The following is a 15,662-nucleotide window of genomic DNA, read 5'->3' on the forward strand; positions in this document are numbered from 1 at the left end:
AAGCGACACGCTCCAGCGCTTTTCTGCTGTTCGACGGAAGGCGGTCACGTTCGAGTTCGACACGCGCTCGGCGGAAGGCACCCACAGGGGTTGATCAATCTTCATGTATGCGACTCATTGTTGTATGGCAATCCATTCGGGGCAGGCGCTGCCTCGCCGCCCCCCGAACCTTGCCGTTACAGGAACGTCCGGACAGGCGTCACTCTGCGTCGGCCTGCGCCATTGGTGCCGCGCGCTGAAACGCCTCCAGCGCCTCGCACCGGTCGACGATGGCGCACACTGTCGGCATCGCCGAGAGATCACAGTCGAAGCGCCGGGCATTGAATACCTGGGGCACCAGGCAACAGTCGGCGAGCCCCGGTCGATCACCATGACAGAACGCAGCGGTGGCTTCGTCGCGCGCGAGCCTGGCCTCAACGGCGCTCAGGCCAAGCTCCACCCAGTGCCGGTACCACGCATTACGTTGCGCTTCGGTCGCGCCGAGCGTCCGCCCAAGGTACTGCAGCACCCTCAGGTTGTTGACCGGGTGGATATCGCATGCGATCGCCTGGGCGATCTCGCGCACGCGCGCCCGATCGAGCGCGCCTGCGGGCAATAGCGGCACCTCGGGATGGGTCTCGTCCAGATACTCGATGATCGCGAGCGACTGAGTCAGCACCTGCCCCGCATCCTCCAGCGCAGGCACCAGCCCGGCCGGATTCAGCGCGAGATATTCGGGATGACGATGTTCCCCGCCATCGCGCACCAGATGAACCGGTGCCGCCTCATACGCCAGCCCCTTAAGATTGAGAGCGATCCGCACACGGTAGGCCGCAGAACTGCGGAAGTAGGTGTAGAGCCTCATCCTTTCAGCCCTTGAATGCCGCCACCTGGTTCTCGATTGTGCCGAACACGTTGTTGCCTTCGCGATCGAACATCTCGATGCGCACCACGTCGCCACCGCGCATGAAGGGGGTGTCCGGCTTGCCCTGCTCGATCGTCTCGTAGGTGCGTACCTCAGCAAGGCAGCAGTAGCCCACGCCACCGTGCTCGATCGACGAGCCCCACAGATCGCCCTGCTTGTTCGAGACCGTGCCCGAGCCGATAACCGAGCCAGCCTCAAGCTCACGCGTCTTCGCCACATGGGCGACGAGTTGCCCGAAGTCGAATGTCATGTCAACGCCCGCTTCCGGCTTGCCGAACAGCTTGTCGTTGAGGTGCACCACCAGCGGAAGGTGGACCTTGGCGTCCTTCCAGGCCTCACCTAGCTCGTCGGGCGTGACCGCCACCGGGCTGAAGGCCGAAGCCGGCTTGGACTGGAAAAAGCCAAAGCCCTTGGCGAGCTCGTTGGGGATGAGGTTACGCAGGCTGACGTCGTTCACCAGCATCACGAGGCGGATCGACTTCGCGGCTTCCGCGGGCGTGGCACCCATCGGTACGTCGCCTGTAACCACGGTCACTTCGGCCTCGAAGTCGATGCCCCAGCTCTCGTCAGCCACCACCGCATCGCGCGGCCCGATGAAGCTGTCCGAGCCACCCTGGTACATCAGCGGATCCGAGTAGAACGAGGCAGGCACCTCGGCGTTGCGCGCCTTGCGCACCAGTTCGACGTGGTTGATGTAGGCAGAACCGTCGGCCCATTGGTAGGCGCGCGGCAACGGCGAATGGCAGGCGGTCTGGTCGAAGGGTTGAGATTCGACGGAGCCGCTGTTCAAGGCCTCGTAGACCTCGCGCAGCTGCGGCTCGCAGGACTGCCAGTCGTCGAGTGCGGCCTGCAGCGTGCGGGCAACCGCCGGCACCGGAAGGCAACGGGCGAGGTCACGGCTGACAACGACCAGCGTGCCGTCGCGGCCGCCTTGCTTGAGAGTGGCGAGTTTCATTTGAACATCTCCTTATAGCTACCGTCGTGCATCCAGGCTGCGTGCTTGGGCGCCTTCTTGGTCTGCGCCCATTCTTCAAGCATGTCCCACTTGACCTTGTCGAGCGCCTCCAGCATCCCGGGGAGGTTGGTATTGCAGGCCAGCTCAAGGCGGTGACCACTGGGGTCGAAGAAGTAGATCGACTTGAACAGCGCGTGGTCGGTGGGGCCGATGACCTTGATACCCTCGGACTCAAGGCGCGCCTTGGTGGCGAGCAGCGTCTCCATCGAGTCCACCTCCAGGGCGAGGTGTTGTGTCCACGCCGGCGTGTTCTCGTCCCGCCCCATTGGCGCACGGGTGGGCAGCTCGAAGAAAGCAAGCACGTTGCCCATGCCTGCGTCCATGAAAATGTGCATGTAGGGATCCGTCTCGCCGGTTGAGGGCACGGCATCTTCGGCGATGGCCAGGACCAGCTTCATGTACAGGTGCTTCTCGTACCAGCGTGCGGTCTCGAGCGCATCCTTGCAGCGATACGCCACGTGGTGGACCTTCTTCACGATCGGGGTCATTCCAGCCTCCTCTCTCTTGTAAACCGCCCCACAGCAAGGGGCCGATGCGTTGCGTTTATTGCCGCATAAGTCTTAGCGCTATTAGATGGGAAAACGCTTTATCATTCCAACAGCTTTTTCAGATCGACTTATCGGATGATCGAATGAATGTAACCTTGCGGCAGCTCCGCGCCTTCCTCGCCGTCACCCGGACCGGAAGCTTCACGCTCGCGGCTGAGACCCTCTTCATCACCCAGTCGGCCCTCAGCGGGCTCATCAAGGAACTGGAGCAGGTGCTTGGCGTTCGTCTGTTCGATCGCAGTACACGGCGCATCCAGCTGTCAGAGGTCGGCCGCGGAATCTACCCGCTCATCGAGAAGATCCTCGTAGACCTCGACGGCGCGCTCGACGAGGTCGCAAACATGAAGGCGCTGAAACGGGGCGTTGTGCGTATCGCGGCGCCACAGTTGATGGCCTGCACCCTGCTGCCGGAAGTAATCGCTGCGTTTGAGCGCGATTTTCCGAACATCACGATCCGACTCACCGACTGTGCGGTCGAGAGCGTGAGCTCGCGGGTCTTTTCGGGGGAAGTGGACCTGGGTGTCGGCCCGGAGCGGGACCAGAATTCCGATATCGACGCAGCGCTACTCTTCGAGTTGCCGTTCCATGCGGTTTTCCACCGCGAGCATCCATTGGCGAACGCCGAGTCGGTGAGGTGGGCCGAACTTGCCAACACCCCGCTGATAACACTGCAGGGCCAGTTCACCGAGCGGCTTTCGATCGATCTTCACAACGCAATGCGCGAACTCGATCTCAACCCGAACGCGACCGTGACCTTCATGTCGACCGCGCTCAGCATGGTATCGGTCGGGCTCGGCGCGACAATCTGCATCCCCTACGCAGCTTCGCTTGTACGACTCTATGACTTGAGCATGTGTCCGCTCGTCGCACCAGAAGTCTTCCGGCGTTTCTACATATTCACCCGCAACGGCCGTTCGCTATCGCCCGCAGCAGAGGCTTTTCGGGATCATCTGTCACGATATGTCGAAGAGCACGAAAGCCTCGCTGCAACGAAATCGAACAGCGCATAGTCACCGTGCATGCGTACGAACGCCACGCCCTTGAAAAATCAGATGCGGCTCCTTGCCTGGAAGTCCATATGCGCCATCCAAATGGACTCAACATGCCTTCATGCTAAGCATGAATTTACTGGCAAAGATCAATGAGCTCCTGGGAGCATGGAAACGACATGCACAGACCCATGCTGTACTTTCAGGCAATGCCTGCTCCCGCTGCTCATCAGATGCATTACCCGCTTCAGGCTTGACGCAAGGACGTGCGGGGTCGGCTCCGTCCTGACGCATTCAAGGCCCGTGCTCAGTAAGGGGATGGTACCCATCCACGGTTCCAGGGTGGCGAATGGGTGCTCCGGCAGCGCTGCAGGGTGCCGTGATCGGCATGCGGAAGGCACTGACCGTGCTGCTCGACGAGAAACAGCTCCTCGAAACCAGCGGCCTGGTCACGCCGTTTGCCGAGCGTAAGCGCCTGGTCGGCAAACCCGAATGAGATGCCCTCGACAAGGGGGGTACAGCTGATTGATTCCGGCCGCCTGCCACAAGGCAGGCTCTCTCCTGCACGGCCACTCCATCGGGGCGGTGTTCACCTCCGCCGGGATCGCTTCATTGGATGAGGTTGATGAATTCCACCCCGGTGCTGTGGCGAAGACGCGGTGTGCCCCTGTCGTTGCACCAAACAGAGAGCAACGACAGGGGCACACTCAAATCAGACTTGTACCCGGCCCTTGAAGCTCAAGCCAGTAACTGCTGGACCTCGGCTGCAGTGGCGACCTTGCCCTCAATGACGATCTCGCCATCGATCGCCAGTGCCGGAGTGCGCATGATGCCGGCATCGATGATGGCATTGGTATCGGTCACTTTCTCGACCTCGTATTCAAGCCCTTCCGCATTTGCCGCTTCTTCTGCATTTGCCGTCAGCTGTTTGCATTTGGCACAGCCGCTGCCGTAGATCGTGAATTTCATTTCATTTCCTCACTGTTGCCATACATCTGGTTGAAGGAGTCAGGACCAGTTGCCATAAACGAAGCCGGTGATGGTGGCCATCACCACGACCAACGCACAATAGACTGCTGTTTTCTCCGTACCAAGAATGGTGCGGATCACCAGCATGTTCGGCAAAGACAGCGCGGGCCCTGCCAGCAGGAGCGCCAGCGCCGGCCCCTTGCCCATGCCCGACCCCATCAGTGCGTCAACAATAGGGACTTCGGTCAGGGTCGAGAAGTACATCAGCGCGCCCAGGACCGAGGCGATGATGGTGGAACTCAGTGTGTTGTCGCCCACTGCCGCCGCGACCCATTCCGAAGGGATGATGCCCTCGTGACCGGGACGGCCGAGCGCGAAACCGGCAACGAATACCCCGCCCAGCAGCAGCGGCAGAATCTGCTTGGCAAAGTCCCAGCTCTGTACCGACCACTCGCGATCCTGCTCGCGCAGTGCCGAAATGATCATCAGACCCGCAATACCGATGGCAAAGGGCAGCTCTGGTGCGCTCGGCACGATCACAGCCGCAATCACCACTGCGGCAGTGAGCATCAGCAACTGATTGACAGGCCAGTGCCAGCGCCAGATCAGCAGACCGGCGAGGGCCGCGGAGAGCAGTGCCGTAATCTCCCACTTCCATGCGTAAATCTGCATCCAGGTTTCGCTGTCGGCAGCGGCCCAGTTGGCAAAGACCAGCACCCCGACCATCAGTGCGAAAAAGATCGCAATCACACTCATGGGCTTGTCTGCTTCATCGCCACCAAATCCGCGACCGTTCTTGACCGTTCGCTGCGCCTCTTCCTTGCGATAGATCAGGTGCATGATCGTGCCAATGACCAGTGCAAACAGGATGGCCCCGACCGCACGGGCAATACCCATCTCTGCCCCCAACACCTTGGCGGTGACGACGACAGCCATGATATTGATGGCGGGTCCTGAATAAAGGAATGCAATCGCCGCCCCCAACCCCGCGCCACGCTTGTAGATGCCACCGAACAGGGGCAGGACCGTGCACGAACAGACCGCAAGCAGCGTGCCCGAAACCGATGCCACGCCAAACGCCACCGGCTTCGAGGCCTCGGGCCCCAGGTAACGCATGACCGCCCCCTGACTGATATACGCCGACATCGCACCGGCAATCAGGAAGGCAGGCAGCAAGCACAGAATGACGTGCTCTCTGGCGTACCAGTTTGTAAGTCGAACCGCCTCAAGGACAGCATTGTCGAAGCGGGTCGTTCCGGCGGGAACAAAGTAGATCAGCAGAAAAGCCGCCAGCATGAAAAAAAGCAGGTTGCCTTCACGAGTATTGCTGGCGTACAGCTCTCGCAATCGCGTGGTCATCTCAGAACTCCTTGACTGGGCCATCAGTTTGAATCGTCTCACTGATGGAGACGAACACACTCGCCAAAGGATGCAGCAAATTTTCGGGTCGAGCTGCCAGACCGCACTGCCCGATCATCCTCAGTCACTTGTCCAGGTGCACGACGGGAGAATCCTCATCATGCAGGCGTCACGTTCGATCCTGCAGGCAGCACTGAACAACCGGACCTTGAGATTGCACGCATTGCATAATGCATAACCCTTCAGGATCGGCTTCGTGCAGCCCCCTTGTTCGCGCCAGGGGCGCCGGACAGTTTGAGCGGTAGAGGCAATGCGTTGGACCGCATGAGATGACATCTGCGGGGGGGTGACTGACGCATCGGAGCCGGGTGCGTTGCGCAGCGCCCACCTTTCAGTGCCGCGCCCGCCCCCCTCGAGCGCGACAGCGCCCTCCCCTACGCGCCGAAGCCGCGCAGAAGCACCGCCGGCGACAGGCGAAGTTGCCGCATGAGGTGATGCGCCCCCAGGCTCAGGGCGGCGGTGCTGACCACAGCGGCCACCAGCCCCCCGATCCACCAGCCGAGCGCGGTATCGAGTTGCAGTCGGTAGTGCAGCAACAGCCCCGCCAACGCACTGCCGACGGCGGTCGCAAACACCGTGGTCACGAGCGCCAGCAGCAGGTACTCCAGATGCAGCGCAGCACGGATCGCGCCGACGCGGGCGCCCAAGGTATGCAGCAGGGTCGCCAGGTAGATCTGCCGTACCCGGCTCGCCGCAACCACACTGACCAGCACCAGCAGGCTTGCCAGCAAGGTGACGCCGCCGACCGCGCTCAGGGCCGCGGCGGCCCGGGTGAGGATGGCGCGCGCCTCATCGAGCAGCATCGCGGTGCGCACCGTAACGACGCTCGGCTCTGCTGCGGCAATCCGGTTCTGGGCGGCGACCGCCTCGCCCGCGTCCATGTAGGCCATGCCCACGTAACGCGTGATGAAGGGGTCCAGCACACCGTCGGAGAAGATCGCCTCCAGCCACAGGCGCGACTGGAAGCGCTTCTGCGCATAGATCGCGGCCAGCTTCGCGCTCACGCGCTCGCCCATGATGTCGAACTGCAGCGTGTCGCCGACCTTCAGCCCGAGCTGGTCGGCCTCGCGGTCCTCCATGGCGACCAGGGCGGGTCCGCGATAGTCGTCCGGCCACCAGTTGCCGCGCGTGACGACGACCTGGTCGAAGTTGTTCTGCAGCGTACTCATCTTCTGCTCGTCGCTGGCTTCGAGGCGGCGCCGGGCGTCCGTGCTGTCGCGCAGCGCCTCGTCGCCGACGCCGGCCAGACGACCCAGCACCAGCGGGGCGAGGTCTAGCTGACTCAGACTGGGCGAGGCTTCGACGAGCGCGCGGAACTCGTCCTTCTGTGCCGCGCCGATGTCGTAGAACACCAGCGCCGGGGCCCGCTCGGGCACGGTCTCCTCGATGGTCAGCAGCAAGGCATGGACGACCAGCGTGGAGGCCACGAGCAAGGTCAATGCCGACCCAAGCGACAGCAGCGTGGGGCGAAGCGGAGAGTCCGGCCGGTACAGGCCGGACAGCGCGATGCGCAACGTAAAGCGGCCAGCCAGCGCCGGATGCCCGGCCAGGCGCCGTGCGAGCATGCGCAGCAGACGCACCCCGCCCTCGAGCAGCGCCAGGACCAGCAAGAGCGCAGCGATGAAGGCGACGCCGAGCAAAGGGTCGGGCATCGCCACCAGCAGCAGCGCGGCGGCGACCAGCGCACAGCCCGCCGTCAGCCACCATGCGCGCGCAGGCGTGTGGGTGACCACGCCGAGTACGCCGCGAAAGAGCGCAGCCGGATTCACCGTGAGCGCGCGCCCAAGCGCGGGCAAGGCGAACAACAGCGCGATGACCACACCGAACAGCACGGCCATCAGCGACGAACCGATGAGCATGGTCCAGTCATCGGCCAGCGGCAGGCGCTCGGCCACCACGCCGGTGCCGACAAGCGCGAGGACGCCGCCAAGCAGTGCCCCGATCACGGCAGAAGCGCCACCCAGAATCAGGACCTGCAGCAGATAGACCGCCGCGAGCCGGCCATCGCGCAGGCCGAGCGCACGCAGCGTGGCCAGGGTGCCGAGCTTGCCCTGCAGGTAGGCCTGCACGCTGTTGAACACGCCCAGCCCACCAATGAACAGCGCGCTGAAGCCGATCAGCAGCACGCCCGAACCAATCTGACCGAGAACTTCGCCCAGGCGCGCATTGCGCTCGATGAAGGTGCGCACTTCGGCCTCACTGTCCGGGAAGGCGTCGAGAAAGGCGATCCGCCACGTGTCCGGCACCTCGTCCGTGCGCACACGGTAGCGATAGGCGGGCCTGCTTCCAGGCTGCAGCAGACCGGTGGCATCCAGGGCTGCGGCAGAGATCAGCACCGGCGGCCCACTCCAGTCCGCACGCAGACTGCGGTCGGGTTGGCGCACGATCAGGGCGCGCACGTCCAGGCTCGCATTGCCGAGCTCGATCCGGTCTCCCGGCGCCAGGCCAAGCCGGTCCGCCAGCACACGGTCGAGCACCACGCCGTGGTGCCCGTCGCGTTCAGCAGTCGCCTCCTCCAGCGAACGCTCGGGGGCGAAGCGCAGCGTGCCGTACAAGGGGTAGGCATCATCAACGCTCTGCAGTTCGACGAGTTGGGCGTCACCATTCCCGGTGATCAGCATGGTGCGGAATTCGATCAGGCGCGAGACCGCCCCGCGCGCCCGCATCCATTCGAGCATGTCGTCGTCGAGCGGGGCGCGCACACGCACCTCGAGGTCCCCCCCGAACAGCGCCCGCGTGTCGGCAAGAAGGCTCGCGCTGACCTGCCGGTACAGGCCGCCGCTGGCGGCAATCAAGGCCACGCCCAGGCTCAGGCAGGCACAGAACACCCACAGCGTGCGCCCCCCGCCGCGCAGATCACGCCAGGCAAGACTAAGCAGGCTGCGCATCGCCGGTCTCCGGGGCCGCGTTGCCCTCGCTGAGGCGGCCGCCGGAAAGTCGCAGCAGGCGGTCGCAACGGGAGGCAAAGCTCATGTCGTGGGTTACCAGCACCAGCGTGGTGTTGGTTTCGGCGTTCAGATTAAGGAGCAGCTCGCCAATGTCCGCACCGGTGCGGCCATCGAGATTGCCCGTCGGCTCGTCTGCCAGCACCAGCTTGGGTTCATGCACCAGGGCGCGGGCGATGGCCACCCGCTGCTGCTCACCACCGGAGAGCTGTCCCGGGTAATGGTCCAGCCGCGCACCCAGGCCGACCTTGTCGAGCATCGCCCGCGCGCGCTCGCGTGCGTCGCGCCGCCCGGCGATCTCCAGCGGCAGGGCGGCATTGTCGAGCGCCGTGAGGCTGGGCACCAGATGGAAGGACTGGAACACGATGCCCAGGTGATCCCGGCGCAGGTCGGCGAGCTGATCGCGATCGAGACCGTCGAGCGATCGGCCGTCGAAGACGACCGAGCCCGAAGCCGGTCGCTCCAGGCCGGCGAGCAGGAGCAGCAGCGAGGTCTTGCCGGTGCCGGACGGACCTGCGATCGCGACCCGCTCACCGGCACGGATGTGGAGATCGACATCACGAAGAATGTCGATGCGCGTGCTGCCCAGCGCGTAGTGCATGCTGAGCCGGTTCAGACGAATCATGAGGCGACCCTTGTTGCCGTTGAAGTGGGATGACTGCGGGACGCCAAGGAAGTTCGGCAGCGCAGCAAAACCGGCGCGTGCGAAGTTCATCACCCCGCCCCACCGCGCTCGCCGGCCGCTGCCGGAGCGCCCGCTGCAGACGGCGCCTCCGGCAGCGGCATCAACGATCAGAATTTCAGGCCGAAAACGAAGCCGCCCAGCAGAACGAAGAGCCCGAAAGACGCAGCGATGGCCACCAGGTTCAGCAGGAAGCCCGCCCGCACCATATCGCTCAGCTTCATTTTCTCGTAGGAGAACACGATCGCATTGGGCGGTGTGGCAACCGGCATCATGAAGGCCATCGACGCCGCCAGCGCCACCGGAACGGTGAGGATCCGGGGATCGAGCCCGAGCCCCACCGCCACCGCGCCGAGGATCGGGAGGAAGGTTGCCGTCGACGCGGTATTGGAGGTGATCTCCGTCAGATACACGATGGCCACCGTCACCAGCAGGACGAGCATGATCGTGCTGATCTCGACCCCCGCCACCGCACCACCGATCCACTTTGCCAGCCCGGTGGAGCCGAATCCGCTGGCCAGCGCCAGACCGCCGCCGAACAGCAGCAGGACACCCCATGGCACGTTTCGCGCCGCCTCCCAGTCGAGCGCAAACTCGCCCCGCGCGCGCGAAATCGGCACCGCAAAGAGCAGCAGCGCGGCGGTGAGCGCGATGATCGTGTCGTCCAGCGGCAGGCCGGTCAGCTTTGCCAGCGGGCCGCGGAGTATCCAGCTGGCCGCCGCCCCCAGGAAGACAATGCCGACCAGCTTCTCGCCACGCGACATGCTGCCCAGCGCAGCAAGCTCCTTCTCGACCACGCTTCCGGGGTCATCGATGGCGATACGGTGAGCGGGAAACAGCAGACGGGTCAGGATGAGCCACGCAAACGGCAACATCACCGCCACGACCGGCACACCAATCAGCATCCAGCTGAAGAAGCTGATCTCGATCTTATACGTGTTCTGCAGAAAGCTCGCCAGCAGCGCGTTGGGGGGCGTGCCGATCAGCGTGCCCACCCCGCCGATGGAGGCGCTGTAGGCGATGGCGAGCATCAGCGCGACGCCGAAGTTGCGGACCATGGCCTCATCATCGGTCTTGCGGGCAACGAAATCGATCACCGAGAGGCCGACGGCGTACATCATGATGGTGGTTGCGGTATTCGAGATCCACATCGAAAGAAACGCCGTCGCGATCATGAAGCCGAGGATGATTCGCGACGGCGACGAGCCGACCACGCCGACGATCCTCAGTGCGATTCTGCGGTGCAGACCCACCCGCTGCATCCCCGCGGCAAGCAGAAAGCCGCCCAGGAACAGGTAGATCAGGGGGTGTCCGTAATTGGCTGCCACCGGGCCGATCTTGTCGATGCCCAGCAGTGGCATCAGCACGATGGGGAGCAGCGCAGTCGCCGGGATCGGTACCGACTCGCTGAGCCACCAGATCACCATCCACACCGCCATCGCCACCAGGCGCCATGCCTCGACCGGCATGCCTTCGGGTTCCGGAGTGAGCAGCAGCAGGATGGCGACGATCGGCCCGGCCAGCAGGCCCGCCAGGCGCAGTCCGTTCAGCGGATGGTTCGAAACCGGCGGACGCTCCTTGTACTCGGGGTTGCGCTGATCTCCCGGTGCGAGGACGTCCTCGTCATGGGCGTGAACGCCCGGTTTCTCGGTGGCCATTTCGATTTCTCCTTTCTGTGCGATCTTCGATTCTTTCGAATCGCATGCCCCGCAGCGAAACAGGGGCTATCGACTGCAGACAAGGCAAGAGCGGCGATCACGAAAACAGTGGATCTTTCATGTTAGCCCCATATGCGCCGATCGGCCGCGCCGTTCTGCCGACCCTCGGCGACTTCTGCATTCGACGGATATCAACCATGGTGAAACACAGACCTTTGGGGTCAGCACGCCTGAGTTGCCCCGCGGCTCAAAGACTCCCGCCAAGCTCAGCAACGGGGCGCACCACCAATGACGTCCCGATTCTCACGCAGACGGGTGTCATGTACCCACAACGAATGTCAGAATTCGGCTTCGCAAACAGCGGAGCATGGCGTGAATCCCCTTTCCTCGACGCCCGGTATCGACAACCCCCCGGCGCACGCCTTTCCGGCTGCGCTCGTGGCCGCGCTGCGTGAGGCAAGACACGTCGTCCTCCTCTCCGGTGCGGGCGTTTCCGCGGAAAGTGGTGTCCCCACTTTTCGCGATGCGATGACGGGACTCTGGTCCAGATTCGATCCTGCAGAACTCGCCACGCCCGAAGCGTTCGAGCGCGACCCTGAGTTGGTATGGGGCTGGTACGAATGGCGGCGGATGCGCGCACTTCAGGCACAGCCGAATCCTGCGCACCTGGCGATTGCCGGGATGTCGGATCATCTGCCGCAACTTACCCTGGTGACGCAGAACGTGGATGACCTGCACGAGCGCGCGGGCAGCGACACGGTGATTCACCTCCACGGCAGCCTTCATCAGCCCCGCTGCGCCACATGTGGTCGATCGCATGCATTTCCCGACGAAATGCCGAACGAACCCGAAGGCGGACGGCGCCTTCCGCCACCGCGCTGCACCCGCTGCCGCGGGCTGATCAGACCCGGCGTGGTCTGGTTTGGAGAGTCGCTGCCCGAGGGCGCTTTCTACCAGGCCCAAGAGGCCGCAGAGAATTGCGACCTCTTGATCAGCGTCGGGACATCGTCACTCGTCTACCCCGCCGCCGGCCTGCCCCACCTTGCCAAGGCGCACGGGTCGCAGCTCATCCAGATCAATCCCCAGCCGACGAATCTCGATGGACACGCAACATGGAACGTCGTTGGGGCTGCGGGCCAGATTCTGCCCGCACTTGTTGCTGCCGCATGGGGATCGACCCGTGCGCAGTACCACCCCGGCGGCCTGCCCGCCTGCGCTGACGATTCGCAATGACGGCTTCACCATGACGAACTCACGATGATGGCTGCGCTACTGAACAGACTCGGACACGGGCTTCGCGCCAGCATGCGGATGCGATTCGACGCCGCGGCATTCGGACTGGGTGCGAGCAGCGTGGGGGCGTTATCCGCTCCGCTGACCCGATTGCTCTCTGATGAGTCCGGCTACTTGGCATGGCTTGTCGATCTCATTGCCCACTGGCAATGGCTGTATGTCGTCGCGGGAGGCGTTTGTGCGGCCATCCTGCTGCGAAGGCGACCGGGCGTGCTCGTATTGCTGGCGAGCGGACTGATCGGCATTGGATGGTCTGGCGCGACCACACGCGCCGACAGCGCAATGCCCGGCTCAGCTCCGGCCCTGACGATTGCCACCGCAAACCTCAAGCTCGGACAGGCCCGTCTCGATGACCTCGCTCACTGGATCGGCGACCTCGGCGCTGACTTGGTCGTGCTGCAGGAGGTCAGCAAGGAGAGCGCCCGGCGGATCGCTCAATGGCAGGACTACCCGCACCAGCTGGTCACCGCCGACGAGGGTCCGTTCGGCCTCGCCATCCTCTCCCGAACGCCGCTGACGGGCAGCGAGGCGCTGGAATCCCTGCAGCAACCGCTGCGCTATCGCAGCTTCATCTCTTGGCAGGGCCATCGCATCGGAATTTCGGCCATCCATCCCATGCCGCCCATCAGTCCGACCTACCATCAGCGGCGCGTGGAGATGCTGACAGAAGAAGCCCAGTGGTCGCAGCATGTCTCGGCCCCGAGCATTGTCGCAGGCGATCTCAATTCAACGCCGTGGTCCTCTGCATTGGCTGCGGTCGAACCCGCCGGGCTGCTGCGTGCAACAGGGCTGCGGCCAACATGGCCTGCAGTGTTCCCGGTGATCCCGATCGACCACATCCTGATCAACGACGCATGGCAGGTCGTCGAGTCTGGCGTGGGTCCCGACATCGGATCGGACCACCGGCCGGCATTCGCCGTGCTGAGCCTCAGGGCGCAGGCAATACACGCGGAATAGCGTGATCTCGGCACACGCGGCCACCTTGGACTGACTCGATTACTGACTCAGCCCCTGACGCAGACCAGCAGGCCTCCACCGTCACCGCGACGCTCATGTTGCCCATAAAGAGGTAGAGTCGCGGCTTCCGCATCTCCAACAGTGTTTCCTGATGAACAAGAATCTCTGGCTGCTGGCCATCGCCCAGGGCCTGTTCCTGACCAACAACGTGGTCTTCATTGCCATCAACGGCCTAGTTGGCCTGACGCTGGCGCCGCTGGCGTGGATGGCGACACTGCCGGTAATGGGCTATGTGGTTGGTGCTGCGCTGTCGACCGGGCTGGTCGCGCGCAGCCAGCGGCGCTGGGGACGCAAGGCGTCGTTCCAGCTCGGACTCGTGGTAGCCCTGCTCACCGTGCTGCTGTGCGCCGTGGCCTTGTACATGCGCAGTTTCTGGCTGCTGGTGGCGGGAACGGTGATTGCCGGCTATTACAGCGCCAATGGCCAGCTCTACCGCTTTGCCGCCGCCGAACTGGCGCCGCCGTCGTTTCGCGAGAAAGCCGTGTCGCTCGTGCTGGCAGGCGGGCTGATCGGTGCGGTGGCCGGACCCAATCTGGCCAGTCAGACACGTGAAACCATGGACACGCCCTTTCTCGGCTCCTACCTCGCGCTGGCGATTGTCGCGGTGATCTCGATGGCGGTGATGTCCCGGATCCGGTTTCCGGCAGAGCCGGTGAAGGTCGCCGGCAGCGACCAGGGGCGCCCGCTGCGCGAGATCATCCGCCAGCCGGTGTTCATCGTATCGACGATCGGTGCAGCGCTCGGATATGGGGTGATGAACCTGCTGATGGCAGCGACGCCGCTCGCCATGGACGTGTGCGGCATGCCATTCTCGGATGCCGCACTGGTGCTGGAATGGCACGTCATCGGCATGTTCGCCCCCGGCTTTTTCACCGGCCACCTGATCAAGCGCTTTGGCGTGCTGCAGATCATGGGGGTGGGCGTGCTGCTCAACGCGGCATGTATCGCCGTCGCACTGTCCGGGCAGGACCTGCATCAGTTCCTCATCGGCCTCTTCATGCTCGGCGTGGGATGGAACTTCCTGTTTACAGGCGGCACGACCCTGGCAATGCAGGCCTACCGTCCCGAGGAAAAAGACCGCGCACAGGCCGCGATCAACTTTGCCGTGTTCGCCACGATGGCGCTGACCTCCTTCGCCTCGGGCGCACTGGTCACCACCCAGGGCTGGACCCTGCTGAACGTCGGCTCGCTGATTCCGGTGGCACTGACCGGCGCAGCCCTCGTATGGCTGGCACTGCGCCAGCGCAGCGAGGCACGACAGCCAGCATGAGCATGTCGCGGCGATACCGCGCGGCGGCAGCCGGCTGATGCGCACGCGCTGAACCCGCCGCAACGCCCGCGCACCCGGGCTTGCGAGATGTTACCTGTCGCAAGTGCGCCGGCTCCGGCACTCACCTGCCCGTCGCTTTGTAGTAGCCTTGCCCCTTTTTCGCCAGTCTGGCGTCGGTTTCCGGTATGACGCAAGCGTTGCCGCGTACAAGTTTCACTCGCTCAGGGCTGGTTCGTGCGCTTGCGGACCTGGCCGCAGAGGACGTTCCGGAGTCCCGGCAGTCCTTCGCCGAACGAGTCGGCCAGTGGCTGGACTTCAAGGACGCCCTTCCCCTGTACTCGGTGCTCAACCCCGGAACGTCGGGGGCCGCGGTGCAAGGGTCGGGCACGGCGTCGCCTGAGTATGCCGCACTGCGGGAAGAGTTCGATCGCGTGCGCGCCGCGCTGGCAGATTCGATTGTCGCCGATGGCGTGTTCAGGCCAGGCAAGGCTCGCATAGAATTGCCGACCCCGGTGCCAAATGCACCGGTGGAAAGTGCGGCCGAGTTTTCGCCCTACAGGCGCTACTACCTCGCGCACCAGCGCGACATGCAGGCAGGCATTGCCCCTTTGCGCACCAGCGCCCGGGCGGCACTGTCGCGCCACTCGCCCGCGCTCCAGCACCTTGCCGCACTGGATGCGGTGCTCGACCAGGCGCTGGCGACGCGCGAACGCACCCTGCTGTCGACGGTGTCCTCCCTGCTGGCAAAGCGCTTCGAGCACTTGTACGCGGCCCATCAGGCGGCACAGGCCGAAGCGCAGGCGGAGGACGACCCCTCGCGCTGGATGGAAGCCGGCGAGTGGCTTGCGGTGTTCTGCAGGGAAATGCAGGCCGTACTGCTGGCAGAACTGGACACTCGACTGCAGCCGGTTTCCGGCCTGATCGAGGCACTCCATAACGAAGTAACGGGATAG

General features: G+C 64.1%; 14 protein-coding genes. 6 read left to right on the plus strand and 8 right to left on the minus strand.

The features are described 5' to 3' along the window. Positions 1–199 precede the first annotated feature (199 nt). From maiA to AC22G6_RS19835, 3 genes are read right to left on the minus strand one after another with little or no spacing between them, the layout of a single operon-like run. Complete coding sequence (gene maiA / locus AC22G6_RS19825; RefSeq protein WP_487368192.1) at positions 200–844, minus strand: maleylacetoacetate isomerase; 645 nt, start codon at positions 842–844, stop codon at positions 200–202. Positions 845–848: 4 nt separating this feature from the next. Further along, positions 849–1,859 (minus strand): fumarylacetoacetate hydrolase family protein, encoded by a 1,011-nt coding sequence (locus AC22G6_RS19830; protein WP_487368193.1) that lies wholly within the window; start codon positions 1,857–1,859, stop codon positions 849–851. Further along, on the minus strand, positions 1,856–2,407 hold the full coding sequence (locus AC22G6_RS19835) for a VOC family protein (protein ID WP_487368194.1): 552 nt from the start codon (positions 2,405–2,407) through the stop codon (positions 1,856–1,858). The genes AC22G6_RS19830 and AC22G6_RS19835 overlap by 4 nt, the downstream gene beginning before the upstream one ends. A gap of 143 nt (positions 2,408–2,550) precedes the next feature. Here AC22G6_RS19835 and AC22G6_RS19840 point away from each other — a divergent pair, with 143 nt between their 5' ends. Then, complete coding sequence (locus AC22G6_RS19840; RefSeq protein ID WP_487368195.1) at positions 2,551–3,477, plus strand: LysR family transcriptional regulator; 927 nt, start codon at positions 2,551–2,553, stop codon at positions 3,475–3,477. A 328-nt stretch (positions 3,478–3,805) separates the two neighbouring features. After that, positions 3,806–3,952: a hypothetical protein gene (locus AC22G6_RS19845; RefSeq protein ID WP_487368196.1), complete on the plus strand. Its 147-nt coding sequence runs from the start codon at positions 3,806–3,808 to the stop codon at positions 3,950–3,952. Positions 3,953–4,194: 242 nt separating this feature from the next. Here AC22G6_RS19845 and AC22G6_RS19850 read toward each other — a convergent pair whose 3' ends face one another. From AC22G6_RS19850 to AC22G6_RS19870, 5 genes are all read right to left on the minus strand, one after another. After that, positions 4,195–4,425: a thioredoxin family protein gene (locus tag AC22G6_RS19850; RefSeq protein ID WP_487368197.1), complete on the minus strand. Its 231-nt coding sequence runs from the start codon at positions 4,423–4,425 to the stop codon at positions 4,195–4,197. A 39-nt stretch (positions 4,426–4,464) separates the two neighbouring features. Further along, the gene (locus tag AC22G6_RS19855) at positions 4,465–5,784 is read right to left on the minus strand and encodes a permease (protein ID WP_487368198.1); all 1,320 of its coding nucleotides are present in this window, start codon (positions 5,782–5,784) and stop codon (positions 4,465–4,467) included. A gap of 434 nt (positions 5,785–6,218) precedes the next feature. Beyond that, positions 6,219–8,732, minus strand: coding sequence for an ABC transporter permease (locus tag AC22G6_RS19860; RefSeq protein ID WP_487368199.1), 2,514 nt, complete (start codon positions 8,730–8,732; stop codon positions 6,219–6,221). Beyond that, positions 8,716–9,504 (minus strand): ABC transporter ATP-binding protein, encoded by a 789-nt coding sequence (locus tag AC22G6_RS19865; RefSeq protein WP_487368200.1) that lies wholly within the window; start codon positions 9,502–9,504, stop codon positions 8,716–8,718. The genes AC22G6_RS19860 and AC22G6_RS19865 overlap by 17 nt, the downstream gene beginning before the upstream one ends. Positions 9,505–9,581: 77 nt before the next feature. After that, entirely contained in the window at positions 9,582–11,129 is a 1,548-nt protein-coding gene (locus AC22G6_RS19870) for an SLC13 family permease (protein ID WP_487368201.1), read from the minus strand. 372 nt (positions 11,130–11,501) lie between these two features. On the opposite strand from AC22G6_RS19870, the gene AC22G6_RS19875 reads away from it, so the two are divergent. The 4 genes from AC22G6_RS19875 to AC22G6_RS19890 all read left to right on the plus strand — a co-directional run bounded on the left by AC22G6_RS19875 (position 11,502) and on the right by AC22G6_RS19890 (position 15,662). After that, positions 11,502–12,362 (plus strand): SIR2 family NAD-dependent protein deacylase, encoded by an 861-nt coding sequence (locus AC22G6_RS19875; protein ID WP_487368202.1) that lies wholly within the window; start codon positions 11,502–11,504, stop codon positions 12,360–12,362. A 24-nt stretch (positions 12,363–12,386) separates the two neighbouring features. Continuing rightward, positions 12,387–13,379, plus strand: a complete 993-nt coding sequence (locus AC22G6_RS19880) for an endonuclease/exonuclease/phosphatase family protein (protein WP_108947714.1) — start codon at positions 12,387–12,389, stop codon at positions 13,377–13,379. Positions 13,380–13,530: 151 nt separating this feature from the next. Continuing rightward, on the plus strand, positions 13,531–14,709 hold the full coding sequence (locus AC22G6_RS19885) for an MFS transporter (protein ID WP_487368203.1): 1,179 nt from the start codon (positions 13,531–13,533) through the stop codon (positions 14,707–14,709). 185 nt (positions 14,710–14,894) lie between these two features. After that, a complete protein-coding gene (locus tag AC22G6_RS19890) occupies positions 14,895–15,662 on the plus strand; it encodes a DUF3348 domain-containing protein (RefSeq protein WP_487368204.1) in 768 nt (255 codons plus the stop codon).

The organism is Parazoarcus sp. PS-13 R2A (genome assembly GCF_057621855.1).

What these genes read in the sequence shown, in the direction of transcription:
- AC22G6_RS19880 (WP_108947714.1), top strand. Translation starts at nt 12,387, where the DNA reads ATGATGGCTGCGCTACTGAACAGACTCGGACACGGGCTTCGCGCCAGC.
- AC22G6_RS19865 (WP_487368200.1), bottom strand. Translation starts at nt 9,504, where the DNA reads ATGAACTTCGCACGCGCCGGTTTTGCTGCGCTGCCGAACTTCCTTGGC.
- AC22G6_RS19835 (WP_487368194.1), bottom strand. Translation starts at nt 2,407, where the DNA reads ATGACCCCGATCGTGAAGAAGGTCCACCACGTGGCGTATCGCTGCAAG.
- AC22G6_RS19885 (WP_487368203.1), top strand. Translation starts at nt 13,531, where the DNA reads ATGAACAAGAATCTCTGGCTGCTGGCCATCGCCCAGGGCCTGTTCCTG.
- AC22G6_RS19850 (WP_487368197.1), bottom strand. Translation starts at nt 4,425, where the DNA reads ATGAAATTCACGATCTACGGCAGCGGCTGTGCCAAATGCAAACAGCTG.
- AC22G6_RS19845 (WP_487368196.1), top strand. Translation starts at nt 3,806, where the DNA reads ATGGGTGCTCCGGCAGCGCTGCAGGGTGCCGTGATCGGCATGCGGAAG.
- AC22G6_RS19830 (WP_487368193.1), bottom strand. Translation starts at nt 1,859, where the DNA reads ATGAAACTCGCCACTCTCAAGCAAGGCGGCCGCGACGGCACGCTGGTC.
- AC22G6_RS19890 (WP_487368204.1), top strand. Translation starts at nt 14,895, where the DNA reads ATGACGCAAGCGTTGCCGCGTACAAGTTTCACTCGCTCAGGGCTGGTT.
- AC22G6_RS19860 (WP_487368199.1), bottom strand. Translation starts at nt 8,732, where the DNA reads ATGCGCAGCCTGCTTAGTCTTGCCTGGCGTGATCTGCGCGGCGGGGGG.
- maiA (WP_487368192.1), bottom strand. Translation starts at nt 844, where the DNA reads ATGAGGCTCTACACCTACTTCCGCAGTTCTGCGGCCTACCGTGTGCGG.
- AC22G6_RS19870 (WP_487368201.1), bottom strand. Translation starts at nt 11,129, where the DNA reads ATGGCCACCGAGAAACCGGGCGTTCACGCCCATGACGAGGACGTCCTC.
- AC22G6_RS19840 (WP_487368195.1), top strand. Translation starts at nt 2,551, where the DNA reads ATGAATGTAACCTTGCGGCAGCTCCGCGCCTTCCTCGCCGTCACCCGG.
- AC22G6_RS19855 (WP_487368198.1), bottom strand. Translation starts at nt 5,784, where the DNA reads ATGACCACGCGATTGCGAGAGCTGTACGCCAGCAATACTCGTGAAGGC.